A 24,741-nucleotide genomic window follows, 5' to 3' on the forward strand; every position below is an offset into this window, starting at 1 on the left:
ACCGTGACTGCAGAAGGAATACAGCAGGATAGCGTTAGGGTTCGTCTCAAAAATTACCACTAACTGTTACAGTTATGCGTTAAACCGGCGGCCATATTTAACGAAATAAGACCATTTTTTATGCTGTTTCAGAGCGGGGTACGGACCCTCTTTAATAATGTTTCCAGCTTAACTTTCTGCTCCCCTGCATCCGTAAAATTCTCCTCTGCCAGCCACGCTGTCAGCGCTTTATCTACCGCTGGCCACTCGGCATCAATAATCGACAGCCACTCCGTATCGCGATTACGCTGTTTACGAACCATAGCCTGACGGAAACGCCCTTCGTAAGTGAAGCCCAGTCTCTCTGCCGCGCGACGCGACGCCTGATTCAGCGAATCACAACGCCAGGCCACGCGGCGATAGCCCAGTGAAAAGGCGTATTGCAACATAAGAAACACTGCTTCTGTTCCGATGGCCGTACGTTGCATCAGCGGCGACCAGGTGACATGACCTATTTCGGTAAGACCGTGCTCTGTATCGTTCTCGGCGAAACAGACCACACCCACGGCCGTTGCGGTTTTCTCGTCAATCACGGCATAGGGAACCAGGCTCTTATCCTGGATCTTGTCCGTTATCCAGGCGCTCATCTCTGAAAGAGTGCGCGGCATCATCGAGCCCAGCCAGGTCCAGTCACGATCGTCGCCAGCCAGAGAGTAGGCGGCAAATAACGCTTCTGAATGATCCAGAGCAAGAGGCACTAAATGCGAGAACCGGCCATGTAAAGTGCCGCGAACCAGCTCGGGCACCGGTTGCCAGTCAGGTAACTCCGCGCCGGTTGGCTGACCATATTGATTGATGCACATGTTTTGCACTCCTTATCCTCTCTCCGTCCCGCTAATATAGCGTTAATTCGCTGTTTATCATCAGAACAGATACACGGATGCCAGGTCGACTGCAATAAAAAAGCCGACAACAAATGTTGTCGGCTTTCAGGCGCTACAGGCGGTGATAAGTGCTTAGCCTGCCAGCAGGCTTTCCGCTGTGCTCTCCACCAGTGCCAGCAGGACTTTGATATCCTCCAGGGTCACCGTTGGGTTAAGCAGGGTCAGTTTCAGGCAGGTCACGCCGCCTGATTCGGTCACACCCACGTTTGCACGACCGGAATCGAGCAGGGCATCACCAATCTTCTGGTTCAGCAAGGCCACTGCAGCATCGCTGTTCAGCGAGGCGTGCTGCGGACGATAGCGGAACAGCACGCTGGCCAGCTGCGGCTGCATCACCAGCTCCAGCGAAGCCTGCCCGGTAACGTAGCCTGCCACTTCCTGAGCCAGCGTCACGCCGTGATCGATGATTTCGGCATACTGTTTCTGACCCAGCGCTTCCAGACCCATCCACAGTTTCAACGCATCAAAACGGCGGGTGGTCTGCAGTGATTTCGACACCAGATTCGGCACGCCCTGAGCTTCATCAAACTCGGAGTTCAGGTAAGCGGCCTGGTAACGCATCAGTTCATAATGACGCGCTTCTTTCAGCAGGAAGGCGCCACAGCTGATGGTCTGGAAGAACTGCTTGTGGAAGTCCAGGGTGATGGAATCCACCAGCTCGATGCCGTCCAGATAATCACGGTACTTCTCAGAGAGCAGCAATGCGCCACCCCAGGCCGCATCAACGTGCACCCAGATCTGCTGTTCAGCGGCAAGCTTAGCAATGGCACGCAGCGGGTCGATAGCGCCCGCATCCGTGGTGCCCGCGGTGGCAACGATAGCCAGGATCTGCTCGCCGTTGGCTTTCACCTGCGCCACTTTCTCTGCCAGATCGTTCAGATCCATACGTGAGAAGCGATCGGTTTTCACCAGAGTAACGGATTGATAACCGAGACCCAGCAGCGCCATGTTCTTCTGCACAGAGAAGTGTGCATGCTCAGAACAGAACACTTTGATCTTCTTCAGGTCACCGATCAGGCCATCCTGCTGCACAGAGTGACCCTGACGCGCAAAGAAGGCATCACGTGCCAGCATCAGGCCCATCAGATTACTCTGGGTGCCGCCGCTGGTGAACACGCCCGCATCGCCAGGCTGATAGCCAACCTGAGTACGCAGCCATTCAATCAGCTTCATCTCGATGATGGTGGCTGACGGGCTTTGATCCCAGGAGTCCATGCTCTGGTTAGTGGCGTTGATCAACACTTCCGCTGCCTGGCTGACCACCAGGCTTGGGCAATGCAGGTGCGCCACGCACTGCGGGTGGTGAACCGACAGGCTGTCTTTTAAAAAGTACTCAACCGCACGCTCAATAGCGGCCTGGTTGCCCAGGCCCTGAGGATTGAAATCCAGCTTGATACGTTCGCGCAGTTCAGCAACGCTTTTGCCCTGATACATCTCAGGCTGTTGCAACCATTGCACCACGGCACGGCTACTCTGTTCAATTGCTTGCTGGTAGGCTTCAGTGCTTTGCGCTGAAGCAGCCAGAATTGGGTTTGACCCGGACATCCACTTCACTCCATTCAGACAGGTTTGACGCCAGCTGATAACAGGGCGCTTTCAAACTTATCAATGAAAACAGCCAGTTCTTCCTTAGTGATCAACAGCGAAGGCAACAGGCGCAGCACGCAACCGTTACGACCGCCACGTTCGAGGATCAGACCCGCCTCAAAACATTTTTTCTGCAGCAGGGCAGAAAGCTGACCGTCGGCTGGGTAGCAACCCATATGATCCTGCGCTTCGTCTGGTTTAACGATCTCAATACCGATCATCAGGCCCAGACCGCGAACGTGGCCGATAACCGGATAACGTTTCTGCAGTTCAGCCAGCTGGCCTTTCAGCCATTCGCCCTGTGCCGCCACTTTGTCGGCAATATTATTTTCTTTCAGCAATTTCAGCGTGGTCAGGCCGGTAGCCATCGCCAGCTGGTTGCCGCGGAAGGTACCGGTATGATGACCCGGCTCCCAGGCGTCAAACTGCTTTTTAATGCCCAGCACGGCCAGCGGCAGGCCACCGCCCACAGCTTTGGACATCACGATAATGTCTGGCTCGATGCCTGCGTGTTCAAAGGCGAACTGTTTGCCGGTACGGCAGAAGCCAGCCTGAACTTCATCAAGGATCAGCAGAATGCCGTGCTCCTGAGTCACTTTACGAATGCGCTGCAGCCATTCAGCCGGAGCCGGGTTCACGCCGCCTTCGCCCTGAACCGCTTCCAGGATCACCGCAGCAGGTTTGCGTACGCCGCTTTCCACGTCGTTGATCAGGTTGTCGAAGTAGTAAGTCAGTGCTTTAACGCCAGCGTCACCGCCAATGCCAAGCGGGCAGCGGTACTCATGCGGATAAGGCATAAACTGCACTTCCGGCATCATGCCGTTAACGGCTTCTTTTGGTGACAGGTTACCTGTTACCGCCAGCGCGCCGTGCGTCATGCCGTGATAACCGCCAGAGAAGCTGATCACGCCGGTACGGCCAGTATGCTTCTTAGCCAGTTTCAGGGCAGCTTCAACCGCATCTGCGCCGGAAGGGCCGGTAAACTGCAGGCAGTACTCTTTACCCTGACCCGGTAATAAGGAGAGCAGGTACTCAGAGAACTGATCTTTTAAAGGTGTAGTAAGATCCAGGGTATGTAACGGCAAGCCGCTGGTAATGACATTTTGGATGCTTTGCAGGACAGCAGGATGGTTGTGTCCAAGCGCCAGCGTTCCCGCACCGGCCAGGCAATCAAGATATTGATTATTCTCAACATCGGTGATCCATACGCCTTCCGCTTTCGCAATGGCGAATGGTAATTTACGGGGATAACTCCTGACATTCGACTCCATTTCAGCCTGTCTGGCTAAATAGGTCTCATTGTTAGCATTAGCAGAATTCGCACCTAAATTATCAATACGGACTTTATCCGTCATCATATCTCTCCTACAACCCGGCACGTCGTCGTTCCTGGTTGAATAAATGGTTAAAAAAGTAGCAAATCGCTGTAAAAGCGCGCCCAATATAGGACTTTTCTTGCCTGACCTCAATGATTAATTTTGTTAAGAAATGCTTACATTTTTTCTATAGGAATCATAACGTTGCAGTAGACGTACTTTTTGTATGGCTATCGCTCGTTTGTTACACTTTGTATAACTTATCTTAAACCCAAATTTTCAGGTTTCCTGTCAGTCAGATAGCAGTCTGAAAGCGTGAATTTACCGGAATTAAAAAGTGTGTTGAGAAGGAAATTTGCAGGTTATTTTCATAATTGTTTATTAAGCGAAGCGGTTATTAACGCTCTGGGGTGGCTTAACGTTAAATGCGAAATCGCGGTTACGCTCTTAAAAAATAATTTATTTATTCTTAAAAAAAGATTTATCAGCGCGAATGCCCGCTCTTTCAGGTTTTGCTATTAATTTTTTCCGGGCAGCATTTATCCTGAACAGAGAACGATCCGCAGGGAAGGGCGGAGAGATGTTTCTCCGCTTATTTGTTGAAATTTTAGGGCTATAACGCGGGCGTGCGCTGGAGCTTTTAACGCGTGAAGCCTGTGGCGTAAAGCGCATCCGGTTTGTTATATCGCTTGCCGGATTTCTCGCACGTTGCGTGCGGGTGGGGAACCAAATTGCCGCAAATATTCGCGGCTGAATTGCGACGCGCTTTCATATCCGACCACAAAAGCCACCTCAGAAGCGCGATATTCACCAGAGAGTAAAAGCTGGCGGGCTTCCTGCAATCTGAGCTGCTTCTGGTACTGAACCGGGCTCAAACCGGTCAGCGACAGAAAATGGCGATGCAGGCTCGCACGACTCATACCGCTGACCTCACACAGCGCTTCCACACGCAACCGGATAGCGTAATTCTCTCTGATCCAGGCAACGGCGCGCCGGATACTGCTCAAAGCGCCCTCGGGTTGGGCAATCTGACGAAGCAGTTTCCCCTGAGGCCCTTGCAACAGACGATAGAGCAGTTCACGCTCTGTTAAAGGTCCGAGCACCGGAATATCTTCGGGAGTCTCAAGCAACGACAAAAAGCGAAATAATGTGTCGCGAATCGAAGCGGTCATCGGGTTTATCGTCATTCCTGTCCCCTTTATTTCGCGCTCGCGGGCCGGTGGCATAGCCGCCGCCAGATCGGCCAGAATAGCTGGATCCAGTACCAGCGAAATCGCCACGTAGGGCTGCCCCTCCTCCCCATTAAATATCTGCCCGGTCAAAGGCAGGTCAAGCGCGCTGATAAGATAGTGTTCACTGTCGTAGCTCAGGAGAGTTTCATTTATCGCCACGCTTTTTGAGCCTTGCAGAATAAAGCAGATCATCGAGCGATAGAGACAAGGCGTGCTACCAGCAGAGCCCTGGCCCACGCTGATCTCTAAGCGAGGGATCCGGGCGCAGGTTAAACCTGGGGACGCATGCCGCAGGGCTATGTCCAGATGAGGAGCAAGGAAGTTGGTCATGGTTCGACTATATCAACGTTCCGCGACAGCGCAAACCATTGAGACAATCAGGCAATAAATTGAGCGTATCCGGCGTAGTGAACAAAAGGAGCATTGCCTATCATGAGCAGGTCAAAAAGGCACCAGCAGGTGCACCGGATAACCTAAAAGAGAGAGTCCATGTCCCGAAAAATTGCACTTATAACTGGCACCAGCAGAGGCCTTGGCCGCAATATGGCTCTTCACCTTGCAAGACGCGGTGTGGATATTATCGGTACCTATCGCAACGGTGCGGCAGAGGCTCAGACACTGAAGCAGGAGATTGAAGCGTTGGGTGGTCAGGCTGTCATGCTGCCGCTGGATATCATCGATACCACCCGTTTTCTGGCCTTCTCTGAAGCTGTGACGGCAACACTGCAGGCAGATTTCGGCCGCGAGCGCTTCGACTTTCTCGTTAATAATGCCGGTAACGGCCTCTTCTCAAACTTTGTTGATGCCACTCAGGAGCAGTTCACTTCACTGGTCAACACGCACCTTCAGGGGCCGATTTTTCTGACTCAGAAACTGCTACCGCTTATGGAGGACGGCGGTCGGATCCTGAATGTCTCGTCAGGTTTTGTGCGCTTTACGCTACCGGGATACAGTATTTATGCGGCGGTGAAGGCGGCGGTAGAGGTGCTGACTCGTTATATGGCCGTAGAGCTGGGATCGCGTCAGATCCGGGTCAATGCCATTGCGCCTGGCGCTATCGCAACCGATTTTGGCGGGGGGGCCGTGCGGGATAATGATGAGGTCAAAGCCTGGGTTGCTCAGGGGATTGCCCTTGGGCGTGTCGGTTTACCGGATGATGTGGGTGGCGCCGTAGCCGCCATACTCTCTGATGATATGGCATGGGCCAACGGCACCAGCTTTGACATTTCAGGAGGCCAATTGCTGTAAACCCGATCGCATTGAGTCCTTCGGTATGCACTCAAGCCAGCCTGCCTCGCGCCGTATGCATGCGCATTCTGTAAAAAAACGCTGCCCGTGAGCAGCGTTCATGCCGCGGTCAGTTCATGGCTTTCAGATAAAAGATCGTGGATTTCCCGGGTCGATAATGGGCCGGACAGGAGAATGCTGATCCAGTGCTCTTTATTCATGTGGTAAGCAGGCAAAATTCCCTCTTTCTTTCTCAGGGAACCGATGTGCTCCGGCCTGACTTTTACCTCCAGCACGTCAATTTTCTCTTCGGTTTCCAGACCAAGCTTGGTCCCCGTCACGTTCATCACTATGCCGAACCACTTTTCTCCATCATGATGCCGGAGAACGGCATAGCCAGGAAGATTGCTCCATAAATATTCTGGCTCTGCTTTGTAATGCTCGCGGGCATATTTGAACAGCGTTTCGCGTTTCATCGTCTCTTTCTCCCTTTAAGTAGAATTGTACATGTAATTTACTGGAATGAACTATGCACTCCAGGTGAATGACAGCAGGTCTGGCAGCCTGCCGTCACTGGAATCTAACTGACTTTTCCGCGTAATATCCAAAACGCCCAGCTGTTATAAATGAGCGTAATGGGGATAGCCAGGGCGGTACCTCCCAGTACAAAGGCGCGGGTTGCCTCCGGTGCCGCCGCATCCTGCAGGCTGAGCACGTTGGGAATAAGCCAGGGGTAGACGGCGCGAAGCGTCAGCGCGATCAGGCTGATCACCATCAGCAGTGCCGCGGCCAGCGGCAACAGCCGCACCTTACTGCGCAGGGCTATGGGGACCAGAAGCGCAAAGAGCGTGCTGGCAGCTAACATCAGCTTAGTGCCCGGCAATGCAACTAATGTGGCTAACCGTGGCTGTTGCAGCAACAGCAGACCGATCACCAGAATAACCGTCAGCGCCAGAAACGCCCCGGCTAAACGGATCGCCCGCCTTGCTGGCTGCCCCTCGGTTCGCCAGTGTACCCAGCAGCAGCCCAGTAGAAGATAGCCCGCTATCGTTGCAGCGCCAAAAAGCACGCTGAAGGGAGAGAACACCGCCAGAACGGAGTCCAGCGGCTTGCCTGCCACAATGCTGCCAGCCAGCAGGCCCTGAATAAAAGCTACACAGGCTGAGGCGGCAATGCATACCCTGTCCAGCAGAAACTTCACCCTCAGGGAAGCATCACGCCGGTACTCAATCCCTACCGCCCGGAAAATCAACGCCAGCAGCATGATTATGATCCAGGGGTAGAAGCCGGTCAGCAACGTCCCATAGGCGGCAGGGAAAAGGGCGAGCATGCCTCCTCCCAGCAAGACCAGCCAGGTTTCGTTCGCATCCCAGACAGGAAGAATAGTGGCAATCAGCTTATGCCTCTCCTGGGTTTCCGGGAAAAAGCCCAGCAGCATGCCCACGCCTAAGTCGGTTCCATCCAGCAGCACATACATCAGAAGCGTAAAAGCGAGTACGCCCGCAGCTAACGTGACGGAGTCAAACATTGTATTTCACCTGCTGTTCGCTGCCATGGGTGGAGACATAGCGCAGAAAATAGTAGAGCCCGGCGAAGAAGGCGATGGCATAAACCACCAGGATTGCTGCGCCTGAAGCGATAATCCAGTTCGCCGGGTGGGCAGAAACACTCTCTTCCGTTCGCAGATGCCCCCAGACGGTCCAGGGTTGCCGCCCGGTTTCCGTCACCACCCAGCCTGCCAACATGGCGATAAAGCCGGCGGGCGCCATCAGAGTCATCCATTTCAGCAGTGGTTTCGACACATACAGGCGCTTGCGAAGGCGAAGATAGAACGCTGTCGCGCTAAGAAGAAGCATCATGATCCCCATTCCTACCATCACCCTGAAGCCGAAAAATACGGGGACTACCGGAGGGATATTGCTGGCCGGAAACTCACTAAGGCTTTTGATATGGCTGGAAAGATCGTGCTTAAGATAGAGCGAGGCGATCTGAGGGATAGCCACCTCGGCATAGTTACGCTGTTCCTGCTGGTCCGGCAGCGCAAACAGGCGCAGAGGTTCGCCCACGCCTGGCGGGGGGCTTTGCCAGCTTCCCTCCATCGCGGCCACTTTTTGTGGCTGATATTTAAGCGTATTTTCGCCGTGCAGATCGCCCACAACGATCTGCACGGGCATCAATACGATCGCCAGCCACATAGAAGAGGAGACCATGAGTTTCGCCGTAGAGGGGTTTAACCCCCTGAGCAGGCGCCAGGCACCCACGCCGCCCACCATAAAAGCCGTTGCCAGCAGGGCGGCGATAACCATATGCGTCAGACGCCAGGGAAACGAGGGCGAAGTGATGATGCTCCACCAGTTATCGGGCCGGAAATGACCCGCCGCGTCCATGCTGAAGCCGGTGGGCGTCTGCATCCAGGAATTGGCCGCCAGGATCCAGAAGGCACTGATAAAGGCACCGATCGCGACCAGCAGCGTGACGCAAAAATGGAGCTTTGGGCCAATTTTGTTCAGGCCAAAGATCATCACCCCGGCCAGCGCGGACTCCATAAAGAAGGCCACCAGAACTTCGTAAAACATCAGCGGGCCAACTACAGCGCCCGCTTTAGCGGATAACGGCCCCCAGTTGGCACCAAACTCAAACTCCATCAGCACGCCGGTTACGGCTCCCACCACAATGGTAAGAGCAAAGACTTTTAACCAGAAGGTGTAAGCCTCGAAGTAGCGTGCTTCCTTGCGAATAAGCCAGGCCGCCTCCAGAAAGGCCAGAAAAGAGGCGAGCCCGAGAGCAAAAGCGGCCAGGGTGATATGCAGGCCAATGGTCACGGCAAATTGCCACCGTGAGAGCAGTAGCGAGAGTGCGGCATCAGACATGGCTTTTTTTACCGGAGTAACGGGTGATCGGTTTCTCCGGTGGCTTTTCCATTGAGGTGGCAAAAGCACGGAAGCCTTTCAGCAGCGGCGAGATACCCTGCCAGAGCTCATCATCCCGCAGCAGCCTGATCACGCCCTTGATCCCCGGCGCGCCCTGTTTCTCAACATTTTCGGACTCATGGCTGAGGGCGTTTGCGGCATCGGTTATGGCTATCAGTAACTGATTAAAACGTTCAGGCGGCACCCGTGAGAGTGCCATCAGCAGCAGCGAGATATTCTGGATCGCTGTCAGAGAGCCGGGCCTGTTTGCCCCGTCTACCAGCACTTTCGCAATATCGGTATTGGCGCAGACCATGTCGTTGGCCAGGCGCAAAAAACCGTGCTGATGCAGATTCTCGATCAGTTTGTCGAGTGACTCTCTGGCATTGGGTTCCGTGCGGGTTGGAGGAACCTCATACTTCATACGTTCAGCCATTAAAACTTCTCCGGGTGTTCGGTGTGTTCAGGGGGAAGGGTGTAGCCATCCTGCTGCCATTTTTCTTCGATCGGCAGATGGACAAGGGGTGTCCGATCGCCATAACGGAAGTTTTCACGCGGAAGCGGGCTTCGGTTAAGCGAACGGCCAAGCTTGCGCAGTGAAATGGCTATCTCTTTATAGGCGGGAGTATTCACATCCGGATCGTGATGTTCGCCAGTCAGCCCGTTAATGCCGGGTTTACCATGATGAATAGGAATAAACAGCACGTTTCCCTGCACGCGGTCGGTGATCAGCACCGGGACCTCTAACGAACCCCGGCGGGAAGTCAGCGATACCCAGTCGCCTTCATTCAGCCCACGCTCCTTCGCCAACTCCGGGCTGATTTCCACATACCATTCCGGGGAGAGTGACAGCACTCTTCCGCCGCGTCCGGTCTGATTGGTGGACTGGAAATGCTCCAGCATCCGGCCATTGTTCAGCAACAGATCGTACTGCTCATCAGGGCTTTCTGCCGGTGGCTGCCAGTGCAGAGGGTGAAGCTTCGCTTTACCGTCAGGGAATTTGAATTTGTCCGTATAGAGCAGTGGGGTATCGCTACCGTCAGCGCTGACCGGCCACTGCTGCGACTGCCATCCGCTGAGGCGGTCATAGCTCACCCCGGCAAAGATCTCGGCGATGCCTGCCACCTCAGCCATGATTTGTGAGGGGTGGGTGTAATACCAGGGGTGGCCCAGATGCGATGCGAGATCGGTCAGGATCTTCCAGTCTGGCCGGCTCTGTCCCAGCGGCGGCATCACTTCATAAAAACGCTGGATGCGCCGTTCCGTATTGACAAACGTTCCCTCTTTTTCCACGCTCGGGCAGCCGGGCAGCACTACGTCGGCGAATTCTGCCGTGCGACTCATAAAGATATCCTGCACCACCATAAATTCCAGCCCGCTGAAGGCTTCATGCACGTTGGAGGAGTCCGCATCGGAGAAGGCGGTCTCTTCGCCGATAACATACATCGCTTTCAGCTTGCCGGAGTGGGCCTCCTGCACCATCTGGAAGTTATCCGCTCCCACCTCACCGGAGAGCTTCTCTGGATCCACACCCCACGCCCTGGCCCATTTCTCACGCATGGCCGGGTCAGTGACCTTTTCATAACCGGGATAGATGTTGCTGAGGCAGCCGAAGTCACTGGCGCCCTGGACATTATTATGTCCACGCATCGGATAGCCGCCCGTGCCCGGACGACCATAATTTCCGGTGACCAGCAGCAGGTTAGAGAGGGCGGTACTGGTATCGGCTCCGTGGCTGTGCTGGGTTATCCCCATTGCCCACAGAATGCAGACGCTCTCCGCCTGGCCAATCATCTCTGCTGCCGCGACCAGCTGCTCCTGGCCGAGTCCGGTCAGCTCACTGGCATACTCAAGACTGAAAGGGCTTAGGGAAGCAAGGTACTCATCCCGATCGTTCACTTTCTCTGCCAGAAACTCTTCGTCAGCATAGCCATGCTCAAACATGTAGCGTGACATGGCGGAGGCCCAGGCGAGATCGCTGCCCGGTTTGATGCGCAGATAGCAGTCGGCCCGCTCAGCCATCTCATGCCGACGGGGATCGACGACCAGTAATTTTTGCCCCTGATATTTATGGGCGTGCTTGATACGGGCAGCGATCACCGGATGGTTTTCTGAGATATTGCTGCCCACAACCACGATCAGCGAGGCTTTCTGCAGATCCTCAATACTGCCCGCATCGCCACCGTAACCGACGGTGCGGAACAGCCCTTCAGTTGCCGGGTTCTGGCAGTAGCGGGAAGAGTTATCAACGTTATTGGTACCAAATATCAGGCGGGCGATTTTCTGAGTCAGATAGGCTTCTTCGTTACTGGCTTTGCTGGAGCCGATAAAGCCGATGCTGTTGCCCCCATGCTTTGCAGCAACGCCTTTCAGCTTTTGCGCGACGGTTGCCAGCGCCTCTTCCCAGCTGGCTGGGCGGAAGCGGCCATTTTCGCGAATGAGCGGGGTGGTCAGACGCTCTTTGCTGTTGACAAAATCCCAGGCGAATTTCCCCTTGATACAGGTGGAAATGCCGTTAGCGGGCGCATCTGCCACCGGCTGCACCTTGAGAATGTGCCGGTCTCTGGTCCACATTTCAAAGCTGCAGCCAACGCCGCAGTAGGTACAGACGGTCTTAGTTTTTTTGATCTCATGCTGGCGCATCTTCATGTCAATCACCGAGATGCCGGTGATCGGCTCCATCCCGATGCTGTTCTCCAGCGATTTAACGAAATCGATCATCGGTCGTTTAAGATCTATTGGCATGTCGGTCAGCGGACCCGCGTCCGGCTGCATGGTTTTTTCCAGCAGCGCGTTACAGGGACAGACGGTAACGCAGTGACCGCAGCTGACGCAGCTCGACCCGGCGATCTGCTCTCCGCCGTCCCACAGCACCCGCGGATGGTCGCTGGTGTAATCGATAGAGAGCGTCTCGTTAACCTGGACGCTCTGGCACGCCTCTACGCAGCGCCCGCACAAAATACACTGGTCAGGATCATAGGTATAAAAAGGGTTGCTGTGATCTTTGTCCGAGGGCTTGCGCTCGTAAGGGTAATACTGAATGGGGATATGCATATCGGCGACGGTATTGTGCAGCGTACAGTCGCCGGTGTTGTGTTCGCATACCGTACAGTAAAGCTCATGCCGGTTAAGTATCCGGTCCATTCCCTCCTGCTGGGCGGCCTTTGCAGCAGTGCCGGTACTGGTGATCTCCATCCCTTCTGCAGAGCGGAGCGTACAGCCCCGGACCAGCTCGCCGTTGTGCTTAACCCAGCAGACATCACAGGATTGCAGAGGAGGAAGTGAAGGGTGGTAACAAACATGGGGAAGGATCTTGCCCTGGGCGGTCAAAAAATCGATAAGGGGCTGATCCGCTTTGCCGGTCAGTGCCTCACCATCATAAAGAAGGGTGCAGTTGTCTCTCATTATGTCTGTCTCTTTTCCACGACATTGAAAATTGCTTCCTGCAACCGAGCCTGTCCCTGGGTGTTTTGTAAAGTTACGTGGTTAAAGCCTGGTAGCTTTCTGTAGATTTGTCACGGCGGCGACAGAAATGCTGGCAGGAAACAGGTGAAAAGCGGGGAATGAGAGGGCGGTAAAACAGACCCGGACGGCTGCCGGGTCTCTGGTCAGGGCAGATTTACTCCTCCAGTAGCTTTCGTGCAGTAGGGTAATCCACAATCAGCACGTTGATGTAATGGCCCACCAGCGCGCCGCGAATGGCGCTGGCCTTGCTGATGCCGCCAGCCAGCGCCACCACCTGCGGGCAGGCGCGGGCCTGAGCCAGTTCCATGCCGATCACCGGATCTTCATCCGCGCTGAGTACCGGTCTGCCGCTGGCGTCATAGTAGTGCAGACAGATATCGCCCACCGCTCCGCGTGATGCCAGGGTCCTGAGCATCTCCTCATCATAATAGTTACCCGAGCTTTTTAACTGCTGCGAAGGTTCCAGCTCACCAATACCTACAATGGCGACATCAACCTCGCCAAACTTACTGACCACTTCCGCAACTTCGGCATTGGTTGAAAGACGGAGACGTTCCTCAACCGAGCGCTCAATGCTTTGCGAGGGGAGCAGCCAGGCTTTACAGCTCATATAAGCGGCCAGCGTTTGCGTAAGAATGGTGGCCTGCACATTGCCGTTAGCCCCGACACCACCTAACAGCTGAATCACTCCCCGTGCCTTAACGCTTTGTGGGTGCAGGGCGTCCACCATGGCGCGAATGGTATCGCTCCAGGAAGAGATGCCCACCAGATCGTTGGCGCGAATGCGCGTTTCCATATAGTGCGCGGCTGCTGAGCCTATCGCATAGCGGATTTGCGCCGGGGTCGCCTCTTCTGCGGCATCCACCACGATCGCCTGTTTCAGGCCATATTTTTTCTCAAGGCTTTTTTCGACGGCGGGGAAAATGTTGCCGGGCGGAATCACGCTAATCTTCACCACGCCTTCGTTCAGGCAGCGCACCAGCATGCGTGAAACAAAGGACTGAGATAAACCCAGCGTTTTAGCAATATCAGACTGCTTCATTCCCTCGGTGTAATAAAGAGTGGCAATTTTTACCATCAGGCGCTGCTCATCCTGCTTAGACATCGTTTCTTCCTGGTTTTGCTCTGTCGATTTTCCTGAAAGTCATAAAAATGACGCCCCACGCCCATTTCCGATCAAATCCCTGAGCGAGCTGTGATCCTGTTCGCTTTTCTGCACAGTTTATCTGGCAGGAAAGCTGAGTGTAAATCATATTCAATGAATAATAAATCACGATTGAATATATATTCATAACGGAGATAATAAATGAAACGTACCCTGCTTACCGGTTTACTCCTGTCCGCCATGACCCTCTCTGCTGCCGCACTGGCTGCTGAAAAAGGGCTGATAGTCATTATCACCCCTTCACACGATAACCCTTTCTTTAAAGCGGAAGCCGATGGCGCGGAGCAAAAAGCGAAAGCGCTTGGCTACTCTACGCTGATCGCCTCCCACGATGATGACGTGAACAAACAGAATCAGCTGATCGAAACGGCCATTGCCCGTAAGGCCAAAGTCATTGTGCTGGATAACGCCGGCGCAGACGCCACCGTCGGCCCGGTGCAAAAGGCTAAAGATGCCGGGATCCCCACTTTTCTGATCGACCGGGAAATTAACAAACCGGGGATTGCTGTCGCCCAGATCGTCTCTAACAACTATCAGGGCGCGCAGTTAGGGGCAGAGAAATTTGCCAAGCTGCTGAACGGCAAAGGTGAATATGTGGAGCTGCTGGGTAAAGAGTCCGATACCAACGCCGGAGTTCGCTCTCAGGGCTACCACGATGTGCTGGATGATTATAGCGATATGAAAATGGTGGCGCAGCAAAGTGCTAACTGGAGTCAGACCGAAGCGTTCAGCCGCATGGAAACCATTCTGCAAAAAAATCCCAATATCGTCGGCGTGATCTCCGGTAACGACACCATGGCGCTGGGCGCTGAAGCGGCGCTTAAAGCCGCCGGTAAGAAGGATGTGATTGTGGTGGGCTTTGACGGCAGCGATTACGTCCGGGACTCCATTATCAACAAAGGCAATATCAAAGCCACGGTGCTGCAACCCGGCTGGGCGCAGGCGCAGATGGCTATTGAGCAGGCTGACTATTACCTGACAAACGGTAAGGCGCAAAAAGAAGAGAAGCAGCTGATGGACTGCACCCTGATAGATGACTCTAACGCCAGCAAACTGAAACTGTTCAATCTCGCACAGTAGTCAGGGAGATAACAATGGTGACTAAACGTGCACATGGCTCTCTGCTGGCCGCCGCCGCGCTACTGCTAAGCGCCTGTACCGTGGTCGATCTGGATGCCAGTGGGCAGCCGATTATTCCAAAGGATCCGGCGGTAAAACAGGGCTATCGGGACCAGACTGCGCAGCAGATAGCCGAAGCCACCTGGCAGAGCAGAGTGCTGGCGGAAGCGGACAGGCACGCCCTGAGCTGGGCCGACATGAAAGTCCGCAGCACTACTGTTAAAGCGGGCACCACTGACGCTCTGTTTGTTCGCGGCACAGGAACGGTCACTGCGGTGAGTTCGGCCAGCGAGCGGGAGCGCATTATCACCGTGACCCTGAACGGTGAAGCGGTACCGGTGGCGATCGGCCCGGTGATCCGCAGCAATGCAATACGCGATGCCGCGGGCTTCCGCTTTGAAGAGTTCACTAATCAGGTTCAGTACGCTCAGCTTACCAGAGCGCTGAACCGCCATGCGGTGAAACAGCTGCCGCCGGTTGATGAGAGTTGGGTCGGCAAGCCGGTGCAGCTGCTGCTTGCCGTCACGTTACAGACCAGCAAGGTGCAGGACGTGGTCGCCGTTTCCCTGAAACAGGAGCAGCCATAATGACGCAGCCCGATCCGATTATTTTGCAGACCCGCGGCGTATCGATGCTGTTTCCCGGCACGCTGGCGCTGGACAATATCGACTACAACGTCTGGCGCGGTAAAGTGAACGTGATTATTGGTGAAAATGGCGCCGGTAAATCCACGCTGATGAAAATTCTTGCTGGCGTGCAGCAGCCTACCAGCGGAGAGATCCGGCTCAATGGCGAGCTGGTAACCCTGAACAGTACGCGTGAGGCGGCCCGGCACGGGATTGGCATGGTGCATCAGGAGCTGAACCTGTTTGAAAACCTGTCGGTAGCAGAGAATATTTTTCTGGGCCGTGAGTTACAGCATGGCCTGAAGCCAATTGATGAGAAAACGCAGGAGGCGCGTACCGCCGAGCTGATGCGGCGGCTGGATCAGGCTATCTCGCCGCGTGAGCAGGTCGCCAATCTCAAGGTGGGGCAACAGCAGCTGGTGGAGATTGCCAAAGCGCTGGCAGAAAACACCGATATCCTGATCCTTGATGAACCCACCTCAGCACTGAGTAAAACGGAAGTAGAGATCCTGTTCCGGGTGATCCGCGAGCTGACGCGTCAGGGGGTGACAATTATCTATATTTCCCACCGGCTGGAGGAGTTAATGGCTATCGGGGATGTGATAACCATCCTGCGGGACGGGCGCTTTCAGGCCCAGGCTGAGGTCAGCGACATTGACGTGCCGTGGATCGTGCGTGAAATGCTGGGGAGTGAACCCGTCACCAGTTTTCTCTCGCCAGGAAGGGAATTTGGCGTGCCGGTTCTGGAGGCGGAAAAGATCACCTGCGTTGGCCCGGCGGGGATTGCGGTGGTGGACGACGTCTCCTTTACGGTACGTGCCGGGGAAATTGTCGGCATCTATGGCCTGATGGGCGCGGGACGTACCGAACTGTTTGAGTGTCTGCTCGGCACGCAGCGTAACTATCTCGGCAAGCTGTGGCTTGACAGTAAACCGGTGCCGCAACGGCTGGAGCCTGCAGAACGCATCCGTATGGGGATGAGCCTGGTGCCGGAAGACCGCAAACGTACCGGCATCTTCCCGGTCTCATCGGTGGCCAGCAATCTCACTATTGGCAGTTTGTGGCAGCGCCTTGAATACCGCTTTGCTATCTCCCGGCGGCAGGAACAGGCGGTGGTAAAGGATACCGTCAGCAATCTGTCGATCAAAATATCCTCCCCGGAAGTCACGATTAATGCCCTGAGCGGCGGCAATCAGCAGAAGGTGGTGATTGGGCGCTCGCTGCTTACCAATCCCCGTCTGTTGCTGCTGGATGAGCCGAGCCGTGGGATCGATGTGGGGGCGAAAGCAGATGTGTTCCGCATGATGGTCAGTTTGTCGGAGCAGGGGATCGCCATACTGTTTTCCACCTCAGATTTGAAAGAAATCATGGCGGTTTCGGATCGAATTCTGGTGATGTCCGGCGGGAAGCTCACCGCCGATATTCCTCGTGCGGCGGCAGAAGAGTCGGCGCTGGTAAAAGCAAGTGCTCAGGGGTTCTGACATGAAAAACAGCCACACGGCCGCGCTGGGGATCCCGCCGGTAAAAGCCTTTAATTCGCGGGAAAGCCTGATTCTGCTGCTGTTAAAGATGCGCACCTTTATCGCGCTGATCCTGATCGTCGGTTTCTTTTCGGTCACCGTGCCCGATTTTCTCGCGCTGGGCAGTATGGTGATCATGATTAAACATATCGCGATTAACGCCTTCCTGGCGCTGGGCATCACCTTTGTGATTATCACCGCCGGGATCGATCTCTCTATCGGCGCCACGCTGGGGCTGTGCGGCATGATTGCCGGCTGGCTGATTACCAAAGGCATTGTGCTGCCGATGTTTGGCATTGCTATCTTTCCGAGCGTCTGGGTGATTGTGCCGTTCGTCCTGCTGGTGGGCGCGCTGATTGGCGCCGGAAACGGCTGGATTATCACCCGCTATAACGTGGCGCCTTTCATCTGCACGCTGGGCACTATGTATATTCTGCGCGGTGCGGCCATGCTGACTTCGGGAGGCGAGACATTTCCGGGGCTGCAGGGTAATCCGCAGCTGGGAAATACCGGATTTGATGATATCGGCGCGGGCTATTTCCTCGGCCTGCCTTACGCCATCTGGATGATGATTGTGCTGGCGCTGGTGATTGCCTATATAGCCAGACGGCTGCCGTTTGGCCGTCACGTCTACTCAATTGGCGACAATGAGCGGGCGGCGGAGCTCTCTGGTGTAAGAGTGAAGCGGGTAAAAATCATGGTCTATGCGATCTCCGGTTTCTGTGCAGCGATCGCCGGGATTGTGGTCTCTTCTCAGCTGGTGGCGAGCCACCCTGCGAACGGCACCTCTTTTGAGATGAACGCCATCGCAGCGGTAGTGCTGGGTGGTACTTCACTGGCGGGCGGACGAGGCACCATTCTGGGCACGTTGATTGGTGCCTTTGTGATCGGGTTTCTGGCTGACGGACTGATCATGATGGGCGTCAGTGAGTTCTGGCAGATGGTGATCAAAGGTATCGTGATCATCATTGCCGTGATTATCGACCAGATGCAGAACCGCATGCAGCAGAAAGCAGCCGTGGTCGCGCAGAAGGCGCTGATCGAGGAAGGGGGATCCAGCCAGCCTGGCTGAGAGGGGTAATTCCCCCATTTTTTTACCCTCTATGAATATATATTCAATGGTAAATTAAAATTCAAAGGTGGCACCATGAACCCATTCAATCTCTCTGTAGAACAGTTAAAAAGCAAAGCGCGGGCCGTACGCCGGCGCATTATTCACCTCAATGCGGGCAGCCCGGCTGGTGGGCATACCGGCGCCGATCTCTCTCAGGTTGAGATCGTCACGGCGCTCTATTTCCGGTTACTCAACTGCGCGCCGGAACGTACTCAGGACAACACGCGAGATATCTATATCCAGTCCAAAGGTCATGCCGTGGGCGGATATTACTGCGTGCTGGCTGAAGCGGGTTACTTTCCTGAAAGCTGGCTGCCCACTTATCAGCATGCAGACTCTCATCTGCCGGGTCACCCGGTGAAGCATAAAACGCCTGGCGTTGAGCTGAATACGGGCGCGTTGGGCCACGGTTTGCCGGTAGCGGTAGGCATTGCGATTGCCGCCAAAAAAGAGGGCAGCTCGCGCAAAGTGTTTGTGGTCACCGGGGATGGGGAACTGGCTGAGGGGAGTAACTGGGAAGCCGCGCTGGTTGCCGCCCATTACGGTCTGGACAACCTGGTCATCATCAACGACCGCAATAAACTCCAGCTTGCCGGGGCGACCAGCGAAATCATGAATACGGAACCGCTGGCGGAGAAGTGGCAGGCATTCGGCCTCAACGTCACCGAGTGTGCCGGTAACGACATGGCTTCGGTGGTCACTACGCTGGAAAACCTGCCAGCTAACGGCAAGCCGAACGTGGTTATCGCCAATACCGAAAAAGGGTATGGCGTCTCATTTATTCAGAGCAAGGCTGAATGGCACCATCGCGTGCCTAAAGGCGAAGAAATTATGCTGGCACTGGAGGAGTTGAAAGATGAGTAATGCACAACATCTGGCCACGGTGATGGTAGATACGCTGATAGCCGCCGTGGAGCGCGGCCTCGACGTGGTGCCGGTGGTAGCGGACTCCACCTCAACCGCCAAGATCGCCCCGTTTATTAAGGCGTTTCCCGATCGGCTGGTAAACGTTGGGATCGCTGAGCAGGTTCTGGTGGGTACCGCTGCGGGCCTGGCGATTGGCGGAAAAATAGCGGTGACCTGTAACGCCGCGCCGTTTCTGGTTTCGCGCGCCAATGAGCAGGTAAAAGTCGACGTCTGCTACAACAACACCAACGTCAAGCTTTTCGGGCTGAATGCCGGGGCAAGCTACGGCCCGCTGGCGAGCACGCATCACAGTATTGACGACCTGGCGGTGATGCGCGGCTTTGGCAACATCCAGATTTACGCTCCCTCCTGTCCGGTAGAGTGCCGTCAGATCATTGAGTATGCGCTTGATTACCAGGGGCCGGTTTATATCCGCCTTGATGGCAAAGCGCTGCCGCAACTGCACGACGAGAACTATCAGTTTGTGCCGGGCGCTATTGATCTGCTGAGTGAGGGAAGCGACATCACGCTGATCGCTACCGGATCGACCGTGCATGAAATCGTGGATGCAGCCATCGCCCTGGCCGGACAGGGTATCTCTGCCGCCGTCATTTCTGTTCCTTCGATCCGGCCGTGCGACACGCAGCAGCTGCTGCGGTTATTAAAACGTGCACCGGCAGCGATCAGCGTTGAAGAGCACAACATCAATGGTGGCGTCGGCAGCCTGGTCGCCGAAGTTCTGGCGGAGAACGGTTGTGCCATTCCGCTACTGCGCCTCGGCATTAAAGATGGCGATTATGCCATTGCTGCCGACCGCGTTGAGATGCGCGCCCGTCATGAAATTGATGCCGGGGGTATCGTCCGCCACGCGCTCAGGATCTGCAAAGAGCAGGGCGATCGCGCCCCTCAGCGGTGAGGAGCAGCACCTGACTCACCGGTTAACCAGCCTTTTCTCACTCACGCAGCCGCGTGCACTTTTTTGTCGATATGCATGGAGAAGAACAGATGACCTATAACTATCCCAAATTCGGCGCAGGATTATGGCATTTCGCCAACTACATCGACCGCTACGCGGTTGATGGTTACGGCCCCGCGTTGAGTACGCTGGAACAGATTCAGGAAGCAAAGAAGGTTGGGGATCTCTCTTATGTGGATATTCCCTACCCGTTCTCGCCGGGCGTCACCCTGAGCCAGGTGAAAGAGGCGTTGAAAGAGGCGGGGTTGCAGGCCATTGGCATTACGCCAGAAATTTATCTGCGTAAGTGGTCACGCGGCGCTTTTACCAATCCCGATCCGGTGGCGCGTGAAGAGGCGATGAAGCTGATGAATGAAGCCGCAGACGTGGTGCGCGAGCTGGGCGCCAGCTATGTCAAAGTCTGGCCGGGTCAGGATGGCTGGGATTACCCGTTCCAGGTGGATCACAAACAGCTGTGGAAACTGGCGGTTGATGGCATGCGTGAACTGGCAGCCGCTAACCCGGACGTGAAATTTGCCATTGAGTATAAACCGCGTGAGCCCAGGGTGAAAATGACCTGGGATTCAGCGGCACGTACGCTGCTGGGTATTGAGGATATCGGCCTGGAAAACGTCGGCGTACTGCTCGACTTCGGTCATGCGCTGTTCGGTGGGGAATCCCCGGCGGATTCCGCTCAGCTGATCATCGATCGCGGCCGCCTGTTCGGCATGGACGTGAACGATAACCTCCGCAGCTGGGATGACGATCTGGTGGTCGGCACCGTGCATATGACCGAAATCTTTGAGTTCTTCTATGTGCTGAAGATTAACAACTGGGAAGGGGTATGGCAGCTGGATCAGTTCCCGTTCCGCGAAGATAACGTTGAGGCGGCACGGCTGTCAATCCGCTTCCTCAAGCATATCTATCGCGCCCTGGATAAGCTCGACATTCCGGCATTACAGGCCGCGCAGGCGCGCCAGGATGCCATGCAGGCGCAGCGGATCATCCAGAATGCGCTGCTCTCCTCTATTGAGGATGAGTCATAACCCAGGCGATAACCGGTGAGAAAAGGATCTGCGGATCCTTTTTGAGCATCGCTTTCAGGCTGGCTTACAACGCTTTTTCAGTGACCGCAGCAGCAGCAGGGCGCTCTTCAACCTGCGGCTGCAGCTGGTAAATCCAGGCCGTGATTTTCTGCCCTTCACTGGTGGTCACTTCAACCGGCACGCGGTCATAACCCTCTTCGAACTCATCCAGCAGAGGCCAGTGGGCATCCAGATTGTCTGAAATAAACAGGAAGCCCGCCACCGCCGGAGCGCGCTCGTCGAGCACAATGCCCGGAAAGTCTGCAGCGGCTCCCCAGCCGCGCTCGTAATAGAATCCCGATACGGAGCCGGGCTGCCATTGCCCGCCAATATTCTCCAGGATATGCGCATTTGAGCGGCCGGGGCAGAGCGTGCCGTAGACAAACAGACGTTTCATTTTTTTCCTTTGTTCAGCGCAAAAACAGGCAGCAGGTAAATTAGCTGAAAACTTTCAAGGCGTTAATCAAATTATGTCTGTTATCATAAAAATATATAGACGGTCGGTCTAATTGGGCTTATTATGTCGCTATGACAACATCAACGCACTCTCACAGAAATGATATCCGCGAGCATATCCTGGCGACAGGCCAGCGTATTATGGCCAGCAAGGGATATTCGGCGGTCGGCCTCAATGAAATTTTGAGTGATGCCGGCGTACCCAAAGGCTCGTTTTATCATTACTTTGGCTCCAAAGATGCCTTTGGCGTGGCGATGCTGGAGAGTTATTTCGATGACTATCTGGCCGAGCTTGACGCTACGCTAAGCCTGCCCGACCGTACAATGGCGCAGCGACTGATGCAGTACTGGCAGCAGTGGCAGGAGACGCAATCTTTTCTGGATTGTCAGGGCAAATGCCTGGCAGTGAAGCTGGGTGCGGAAGTGGCTGACCTCTCGGAAAATATGCGTATTACGCTTAAAACGGGGACCACCGGCATCGTTCAGCGCCTTACCAGAGCGATTGAAGCGGGTCAGGTGGAGGGTTCACTCAGCATTGATGACCAGCCGGCAATAGTGGCAGAAAGTCTTTATCAGCTCTGGCTGGGTGCCAGCGTGATGGTGAAGATAGTGCGCAATAAAAAGCCTTTTGATTCAGCGATGCTGCTGACCAGACAGAGCCTGCATCTGGCCCCTTAAACCGGGCGATGATTAAAGCACCGGAAGGTGCTTTTTTTATGCCTTGCGCCAGGCAAACTAAAAATAGCGATATTCAGCCCTTTTTATTGGCTTACCTCAGGCTCTTTTTACAGGGCAAATACGGTTAAGTTTGGCGACAACGCTTTTGTTATTGTTGCTTTTCCAACTCAGGAGAGATTATGAATTCTATTATTGAAAACTTCATCAGCCATAAAAGTGAACGCAGCTTTAAAGATCAGCCAGTCGATGATGAGGTTTTGAATCGCATTATCAGCACGGCCTACCACGCCCCAACTTCTGTTAACTCGCAGCAGGTTTCCGTTATCGTGACGCGGGATGCAGAGAAGCGCGCAAAGATCTCTGCAATTGCAGGGGGCCAGCCGTGGATTGCAAAAGCGCCGGTCTTTATCACTTTTGTTCTGGATATGCATAAATCTTATACTGCCATGGCCGCTATCGGGCAGACCCAGATTGCGCATCAGAGTATTGAAAGCATTGTTTCTGGATCAACAGACGTTGGTATTGCGTTAGGTTCAGTGATGGCAGCGGCGCGTGCGGAAGGGTTAGGGATTGTGCCAATTGGCGGTATTCGTCGTGACCCTCAGGCGCTGATTTCTCTGCTTGAATTGCCGGAACTCACCTTCCCGGTAGCTGGCGTGGTGATTGGTCACGTTGATCAACCCTCCCATATGAAACCTCGTCTGCCAATGGAAACTTTCCGCCATGAGGAAGCCTATCACAGCGCAGGCATGGCGGAGCAAATTGCCAAATATAATGACGTGATGGTTCAGCACTGGAAAGAGATAGGGCGGAACGATGGCGAGAGCTGGAGTGAAAGCGTCAGCGGTTACTACAAGAACATCTATTTTCCGGAAGTCCTGCCCGGGCTGAAAAAGCAGGGTTTTGGAACCGATAAGTAATCTCAGATAATGGGGGGTGATATTGCTCCCCATGCGTAGCTGCAACGACCAGCTGGCGTTATTTATACCAAACTACCATAGCAAAATAAGTCATCTTCCGGCGTCGCTACGTGAATTCTGCGGAAACGGCAGGGGTCTTATCCCCCAGAATTTACGTAGCAGCCTCTTTCTGAAGGACTTTTTCAGGGCCTGATAAGCTATATCGCTCCCGCTCAGGGATCCTCAGACATCCAGCCGGTGAATGACGTTAACGAACTGATGCACGCCGCTGTTAATTTCCCGCAGGCTGCGTGAGAGATCGCTGATTTTATCCTGTTCTGTTACTACAAATTTTTCTACCGCATCCAGCTGTTGGTACATTTGCTGGATCAGCGTGCTGTTGACCTCTACCACAGCCGTAATTTTTTGCGTGGCGCTGGCAGTTGATGCTGCCAGGCGGCGAACTTCAGCGGCCACCACGCTAAAGCCGCGTCCCGCTTCGCCAGCTCTGGCGGACTCAATGGCGGCGTTCAGCGCCAGAATGTTAGTTTGTGCCGCGATCACGTTGATGGTATCGACCACCTCGCTGATGCTTTTCGCCGACGCATTCAGCTGGGCGCCAATTTCTGTCGCCGCTTTCACCTGTAGCGCCACCAGTCCGGAATTACGCACCGTCTCATCCAGAACTTCGTTGGCGTTGTGCGTTATCTGCGAAGTTTGTTCCGACGTGGTTACGGCAATATCCGCGACGCGTTTTGCCGCTTCAACACGGGCAGTGATGTCCGAAGCGATCTTGATTACTTTGCAGACTTTTCCGTCGGTGTCATAGACCGGGTTATAGCTCGCCTCAACCCAGATCCTTTCGCCGCTTGCCGTTTTACGCTCAAAGCGGCCAACAAAGTGCTGACCCTTACCAATTTTCTGCCAGAAGTCAGGGTTTTCCTTATAAAAACTGTCGAAGCAAAAAATGCGGTGATGCTGCCCCACAAGGTCAGATAAGGCATAACCCATATGGGTGAGAAAGTTGCTGTTGGCCGTAATAATGCTGCCGTCAGTGGTAAATTCAATCACTGCCATAGAGCGATCCAGCGCGGTGATCACCGCCTCTTTATGCTCCAGCTCCTGATGACGCGCGGTAATATCCGTCGCCACTTTGATCACCTTGTAGACGTTCCCTTTATCATCGCTGACCGGGAAGTAGGTGGCGCTGAGATAGAAGCGCTGATGCTGTTTGCTAAAGCGTTCGAAAATCCCGGTGATCGACTCGCCCGAGGCCAACTTCTGCCAGAAAGCGCTGTAGCTTGATGAGCGACAGTAGTCTGGTTTACAGAATATCCGGTGATGTTGGCCCTGGATCTCACTCAGTGAGTAACCGGTCATCTCAAGAAACTGCTGATTGGCGCTGAGAATTTCTCCATCGGGCAAAAACTCAATCCATGCCACATGCTGCTTTATCGCATTGATGTCCTTAGCTATGCCGTTACCTTTAGACAAGGGCAGAGAAATACCCGATTTTTTCACACCAAACATAGTGAGCCTCATAATGTATCAGACTTGTT

The 24,741-nt window shown here is 54.5% G+C and carries 22 protein-coding genes; 10 read left to right on the plus strand and 12 right to left on the minus strand.

The window, feature by feature from the left end; all coding sequences use genetic code 11:
- Window positions 1-128 precede the first annotated feature (128 nt).
- The 4 genes from Q3V30_RS10105 to Q3V30_RS10120 all read right to left on the minus strand — a co-directional run bounded on the left by Q3V30_RS10105 (window position 129) and on the right by Q3V30_RS10120 (window position 5,295).
- Complete coding sequence (locus Q3V30_RS10105) at window positions 129-842, minus strand: GNAT family N-acetyltransferase (RefSeq protein ID WP_306212903.1); 714 nt, start codon at window positions 840-842, stop codon at window positions 129-131.
- Window positions 843-995: 153 nt separating this feature from the next.
- The gene (locus Q3V30_RS10110; protein ID WP_306212905.1) at window positions 996-2,468 is read right to left on the minus strand and encodes a pyridoxal phosphate-dependent decarboxylase family protein; all 1,473 of its coding nucleotides are present in this window, start codon (window positions 2,466-2,468) and stop codon (window positions 996-998) included.
- Window positions 2,469-2,482: 14 nt separating this feature from the next.
- Complete coding sequence (locus Q3V30_RS10115) at window positions 2,483-3,865, minus strand: diaminobutyrate--2-oxoglutarate transaminase (protein WP_306213175.1); 1,383 nt, start codon at window positions 3,863-3,865, stop codon at window positions 2,483-2,485.
- A 641-nt stretch (window positions 3,866-4,506) separates the two neighbouring features.
- A complete protein-coding gene (locus Q3V30_RS10120) occupies window positions 4,507-5,295 on the minus strand; it encodes an AraC family transcriptional regulator (protein ID WP_306212907.1) in 789 nt (262 codons plus the stop codon).
- A 252-nt stretch (window positions 5,296-5,547) separates the two neighbouring features.
- On the opposite strand from Q3V30_RS10120, the gene Q3V30_RS10125 reads away from it, so the two are divergent.
- On the plus strand, window positions 5,548-6,306 hold the full coding sequence (locus tag Q3V30_RS10125; protein ID WP_306212909.1) for an SDR family NAD(P)-dependent oxidoreductase: 759 nt from the start codon (window positions 5,548-5,550) through the stop codon (window positions 6,304-6,306).
- A gap of 98 nt (window positions 6,307-6,404) precedes the next feature.
- On the opposite strand, the gene Q3V30_RS10130 is transcribed toward Q3V30_RS10125, so the two are convergent.
- The 6 genes from Q3V30_RS10130 to Q3V30_RS10155 all read right to left on the minus strand — a co-directional run bounded on the left by Q3V30_RS10130 (window position 6,405) and on the right by Q3V30_RS10155 (window position 13,764).
- Window positions 6,405-6,761 carry an MmcQ/YjbR family DNA-binding protein gene (locus tag Q3V30_RS10130; protein ID WP_306212911.1) on the minus strand — a complete coding sequence of 119 codons (357 nt, stop codon included), beginning with the start codon at window positions 6,759-6,761 and terminating at the stop codon, window positions 6,405-6,407.
- Window positions 6,762-6,865: 104 nt separating this feature from the next.
- A complete protein-coding gene (locus Q3V30_RS10135; RefSeq protein ID WP_306212913.1) occupies window positions 6,866-7,813 on the minus strand; it encodes a cytochrome d ubiquinol oxidase subunit II in 948 nt (315 codons plus the stop codon).
- Entirely contained in the window at window positions 7,806-9,155 is a 1,350-nt protein-coding gene (locus Q3V30_RS10140) for a cytochrome ubiquinol oxidase subunit I (RefSeq protein ID WP_306212915.1), read from the minus strand. The genes Q3V30_RS10135 and Q3V30_RS10140 overlap by 8 nt, the downstream gene beginning before the upstream one ends.
- Complete coding sequence (locus tag Q3V30_RS10145; protein ID WP_306212917.1) at window positions 9,148-9,630, minus strand: DUF1641 domain-containing protein; 483 nt, start codon at window positions 9,628-9,630, stop codon at window positions 9,148-9,150. The genes Q3V30_RS10140 and Q3V30_RS10145 overlap by 8 nt, the downstream gene beginning before the upstream one ends.
- A complete protein-coding gene (gene fdhF, locus Q3V30_RS10150) occupies window positions 9,630-12,599 on the minus strand; it encodes a formate dehydrogenase subunit alpha (RefSeq protein WP_306212919.1) in 2,970 nt (989 codons plus the stop codon). The genes Q3V30_RS10145 and fdhF overlap by 1 nt, the downstream gene beginning before the upstream one ends.
- Window positions 12,600-12,813: 214 nt before the next feature.
- Entirely contained in the window at window positions 12,814-13,764 is a 951-nt protein-coding gene (locus tag Q3V30_RS10155) for a sugar-binding transcriptional regulator (protein ID WP_306212921.1), read from the minus strand.
- Window positions 13,765-13,965: 201 nt separating this feature from the next.
- On the opposite strand from Q3V30_RS10155, the gene Q3V30_RS10160 reads away from it, so the two are divergent.
- The 7 genes from Q3V30_RS10160 (at window position 13,966) to Q3V30_RS10190 (ending at window position 21,110) form a co-directional block, all read left to right on the plus strand.
- On the plus strand, window positions 13,966-14,904 hold the full coding sequence (locus Q3V30_RS10160; protein WP_306212923.1) for a D-ribose ABC transporter substrate-binding protein: 939 nt from the start codon (window positions 13,966-13,968) through the stop codon (window positions 14,902-14,904).
- Window positions 14,905-14,918: 14 nt separating this feature from the next.
- Window positions 14,919-15,530: a DUF2291 family protein gene (locus tag Q3V30_RS10165; RefSeq protein WP_306212925.1), complete on the plus strand. Its 612-nt coding sequence runs from the start codon at window positions 14,919-14,921 to the stop codon at window positions 15,528-15,530.
- Window positions 15,530-17,050, plus strand: coding sequence for a sugar ABC transporter ATP-binding protein (locus Q3V30_RS10170; RefSeq protein WP_306212927.1), 1,521 nt, complete (start codon window positions 15,530-15,532; stop codon window positions 17,048-17,050). The genes Q3V30_RS10165 and Q3V30_RS10170 overlap by 1 nt, the downstream gene beginning before the upstream one ends.
- Window position 17,051: 1 nt before the next feature.
- Window positions 17,052-18,161, plus strand: coding sequence for an ABC transporter permease (locus Q3V30_RS10175; protein WP_306212929.1), 1,110 nt, complete (start codon window positions 17,052-17,054; stop codon window positions 18,159-18,161).
- A gap of 75 nt (window positions 18,162-18,236) precedes the next feature.
- Window positions 18,237-19,067 carry a transketolase gene (locus tag Q3V30_RS10180; RefSeq protein WP_306212931.1) on the plus strand — a complete coding sequence of 277 codons (831 nt, stop codon included), beginning with the start codon at window positions 18,237-18,239 and terminating at the stop codon, window positions 19,065-19,067.
- A complete protein-coding gene (locus tag Q3V30_RS10185) occupies window positions 19,060-20,025 on the plus strand; it encodes a transketolase family protein (RefSeq protein ID WP_306212933.1) in 966 nt (321 codons plus the stop codon). Before Q3V30_RS10180 ends, Q3V30_RS10185 begins: the two co-directional genes overlap by 8 nt.
- Window positions 20,026-20,114: 89 nt before the next feature.
- Complete coding sequence (locus tag Q3V30_RS10190; RefSeq protein WP_306212935.1) at window positions 20,115-21,110, plus strand: sugar phosphate isomerase/epimerase family protein; 996 nt, start codon at window positions 20,115-20,117, stop codon at window positions 21,108-21,110.
- 64 nt (window positions 21,111-21,174) lie between these two features.
- Here the strand turns inward: Q3V30_RS10190 and Q3V30_RS10195 are convergent, their stop codons facing one another.
- A complete protein-coding gene (locus Q3V30_RS10195; protein WP_306212937.1) occupies window positions 21,175-21,546 on the minus strand; it encodes a gamma-glutamylcyclotransferase family protein in 372 nt (123 codons plus the stop codon).
- A 131-nt stretch (window positions 21,547-21,677) separates the two neighbouring features.
- Between Q3V30_RS10195 and Q3V30_RS10200 the strand changes: the two genes are divergently transcribed.
- Both Q3V30_RS10200 and Q3V30_RS10205 read left to right on the plus strand, forming a co-directional pair.
- Complete coding sequence (locus Q3V30_RS10200; protein ID WP_306212939.1) at window positions 21,678-22,283, plus strand: TetR/AcrR family transcriptional regulator; 606 nt, start codon at window positions 21,678-21,680, stop codon at window positions 22,281-22,283.
- A gap of 179 nt (window positions 22,284-22,462) precedes the next feature.
- The gene (locus tag Q3V30_RS10205; RefSeq protein ID WP_306212941.1) at window positions 22,463-23,203 is read left to right on the plus strand and encodes an NADPH-dependent oxidoreductase; all 741 of its coding nucleotides are present in this window, start codon (window positions 22,463-22,465) and stop codon (window positions 23,201-23,203) included.
- A 222-nt stretch (window positions 23,204-23,425) separates the two neighbouring features.
- Here Q3V30_RS10205 and Q3V30_RS10210 read toward each other — a convergent pair whose 3' ends face one another.
- The gene (locus tag Q3V30_RS10210; protein WP_306212943.1) at window positions 23,426-24,712 is read right to left on the minus strand and encodes a methyl-accepting chemotaxis protein; all 1,287 of its coding nucleotides are present in this window, start codon (window positions 24,710-24,712) and stop codon (window positions 23,426-23,428) included.
- Window positions 24,713-24,741 lie beyond the last annotated feature (29 nt).

The organism is Erwinia pyri (assembly GCF_030758455.1).
GTDB lineage: Bacteria > Pseudomonadota > Gammaproteobacteria > Enterobacterales > Enterobacteriaceae > Erwinia > Erwinia pyri.

Coding starts and splice junctions, on each gene's coding strand:
- Q3V30_RS10105 (WP_306212903.1), bottom strand. CDS start 842: ATGTGCATCAATCAATATGGTCAGCCAACCGGCGCGGAGTTACCTGAC.
- Q3V30_RS10110 (WP_306212905.1), bottom strand. CDS start 2,468: ATGTCCGGGTCAAACCCAATTCTGGCTGCTTCAGCGCAAAGCACTGAA.
- Q3V30_RS10115 (WP_306213175.1), bottom strand. CDS start 3,865: ATGACGGATAAAGTCCGTATTGATAATTTAGGTGCGAATTCTGCTAAT.
- Q3V30_RS10125 (WP_306212909.1), top strand. CDS start 5,548: ATGTCCCGAAAAATTGCACTTATAACTGGCACCAGCAGAGGCCTTGGC.
- Q3V30_RS10130 (WP_306212911.1), bottom strand. CDS start 6,761: ATGAAACGCGAAACGCTGTTCAAATATGCCCGCGAGCATTACAAAGCA.
- Q3V30_RS10135 (WP_306212913.1), bottom strand. CDS start 7,813: ATGTTTGACTCCGTCACGTTAGCTGCGGGCGTACTCGCTTTTACGCTT.
- Q3V30_RS10140 (WP_306212915.1), bottom strand. CDS start 9,155: ATGTCTGATGCCGCACTCTCGCTACTGCTCTCACGGTGGCAATTTGCC.
- Q3V30_RS10145 (WP_306212917.1), bottom strand. CDS start 9,630: ATGGCTGAACGTATGAAGTATGAGGTTCCTCCAACCCGCACGGAACCC.
- fdhF (WP_306212919.1), bottom strand. CDS start 12,599: ATGAGAGACAACTGCACCCTTCTTTATGATGGTGAGGCACTGACCGGC.
- Q3V30_RS10155 (WP_306212921.1), bottom strand. CDS start 13,764: ATGTCTAAGCAGGATGAGCAGCGCCTGATGGTAAAAATTGCCACTCTT.
- Q3V30_RS10160 (WP_306212923.1), top strand. CDS start 13,966: ATGAAACGTACCCTGCTTACCGGTTTACTCCTGTCCGCCATGACCCTC.
- Q3V30_RS10165 (WP_306212925.1), top strand. CDS start 14,919: ATGGTGACTAAACGTGCACATGGCTCTCTGCTGGCCGCCGCCGCGCTA.
- Q3V30_RS10170 (WP_306212927.1), top strand. CDS start 15,530: ATGACGCAGCCCGATCCGATTATTTTGCAGACCCGCGGCGTATCGATG.
- Q3V30_RS10175 (WP_306212929.1), top strand. CDS start 17,052: ATGAAAAACAGCCACACGGCCGCGCTGGGGATCCCGCCGGTAAAAGCC.
- Q3V30_RS10180 (WP_306212931.1), top strand. CDS start 18,237: ATGAACCCATTCAATCTCTCTGTAGAACAGTTAAAAAGCAAAGCGCGG.
- Q3V30_RS10185 (WP_306212933.1), top strand. CDS start 19,060: ATGAGTAATGCACAACATCTGGCCACGGTGATGGTAGATACGCTGATA.
- Q3V30_RS10190 (WP_306212935.1), top strand. CDS start 20,115: ATGACCTATAACTATCCCAAATTCGGCGCAGGATTATGGCATTTCGCC.
- Q3V30_RS10195 (WP_306212937.1), bottom strand. CDS start 21,546: ATGAAACGTCTGTTTGTCTACGGCACGCTCTGCCCCGGCCGCTCAAAT.
- Q3V30_RS10200 (WP_306212939.1), top strand. CDS start 21,678: ATGACAACATCAACGCACTCTCACAGAAATGATATCCGCGAGCATATC.
- Q3V30_RS10205 (WP_306212941.1), top strand. CDS start 22,463: ATGAATTCTATTATTGAAAACTTCATCAGCCATAAAAGTGAACGCAGC.
- Q3V30_RS10210 (WP_306212943.1), bottom strand. CDS start 24,712: ATGTTTGGTGTGAAAAAATCGGGTATTTCTCTGCCCTTGTCTAAAGGT.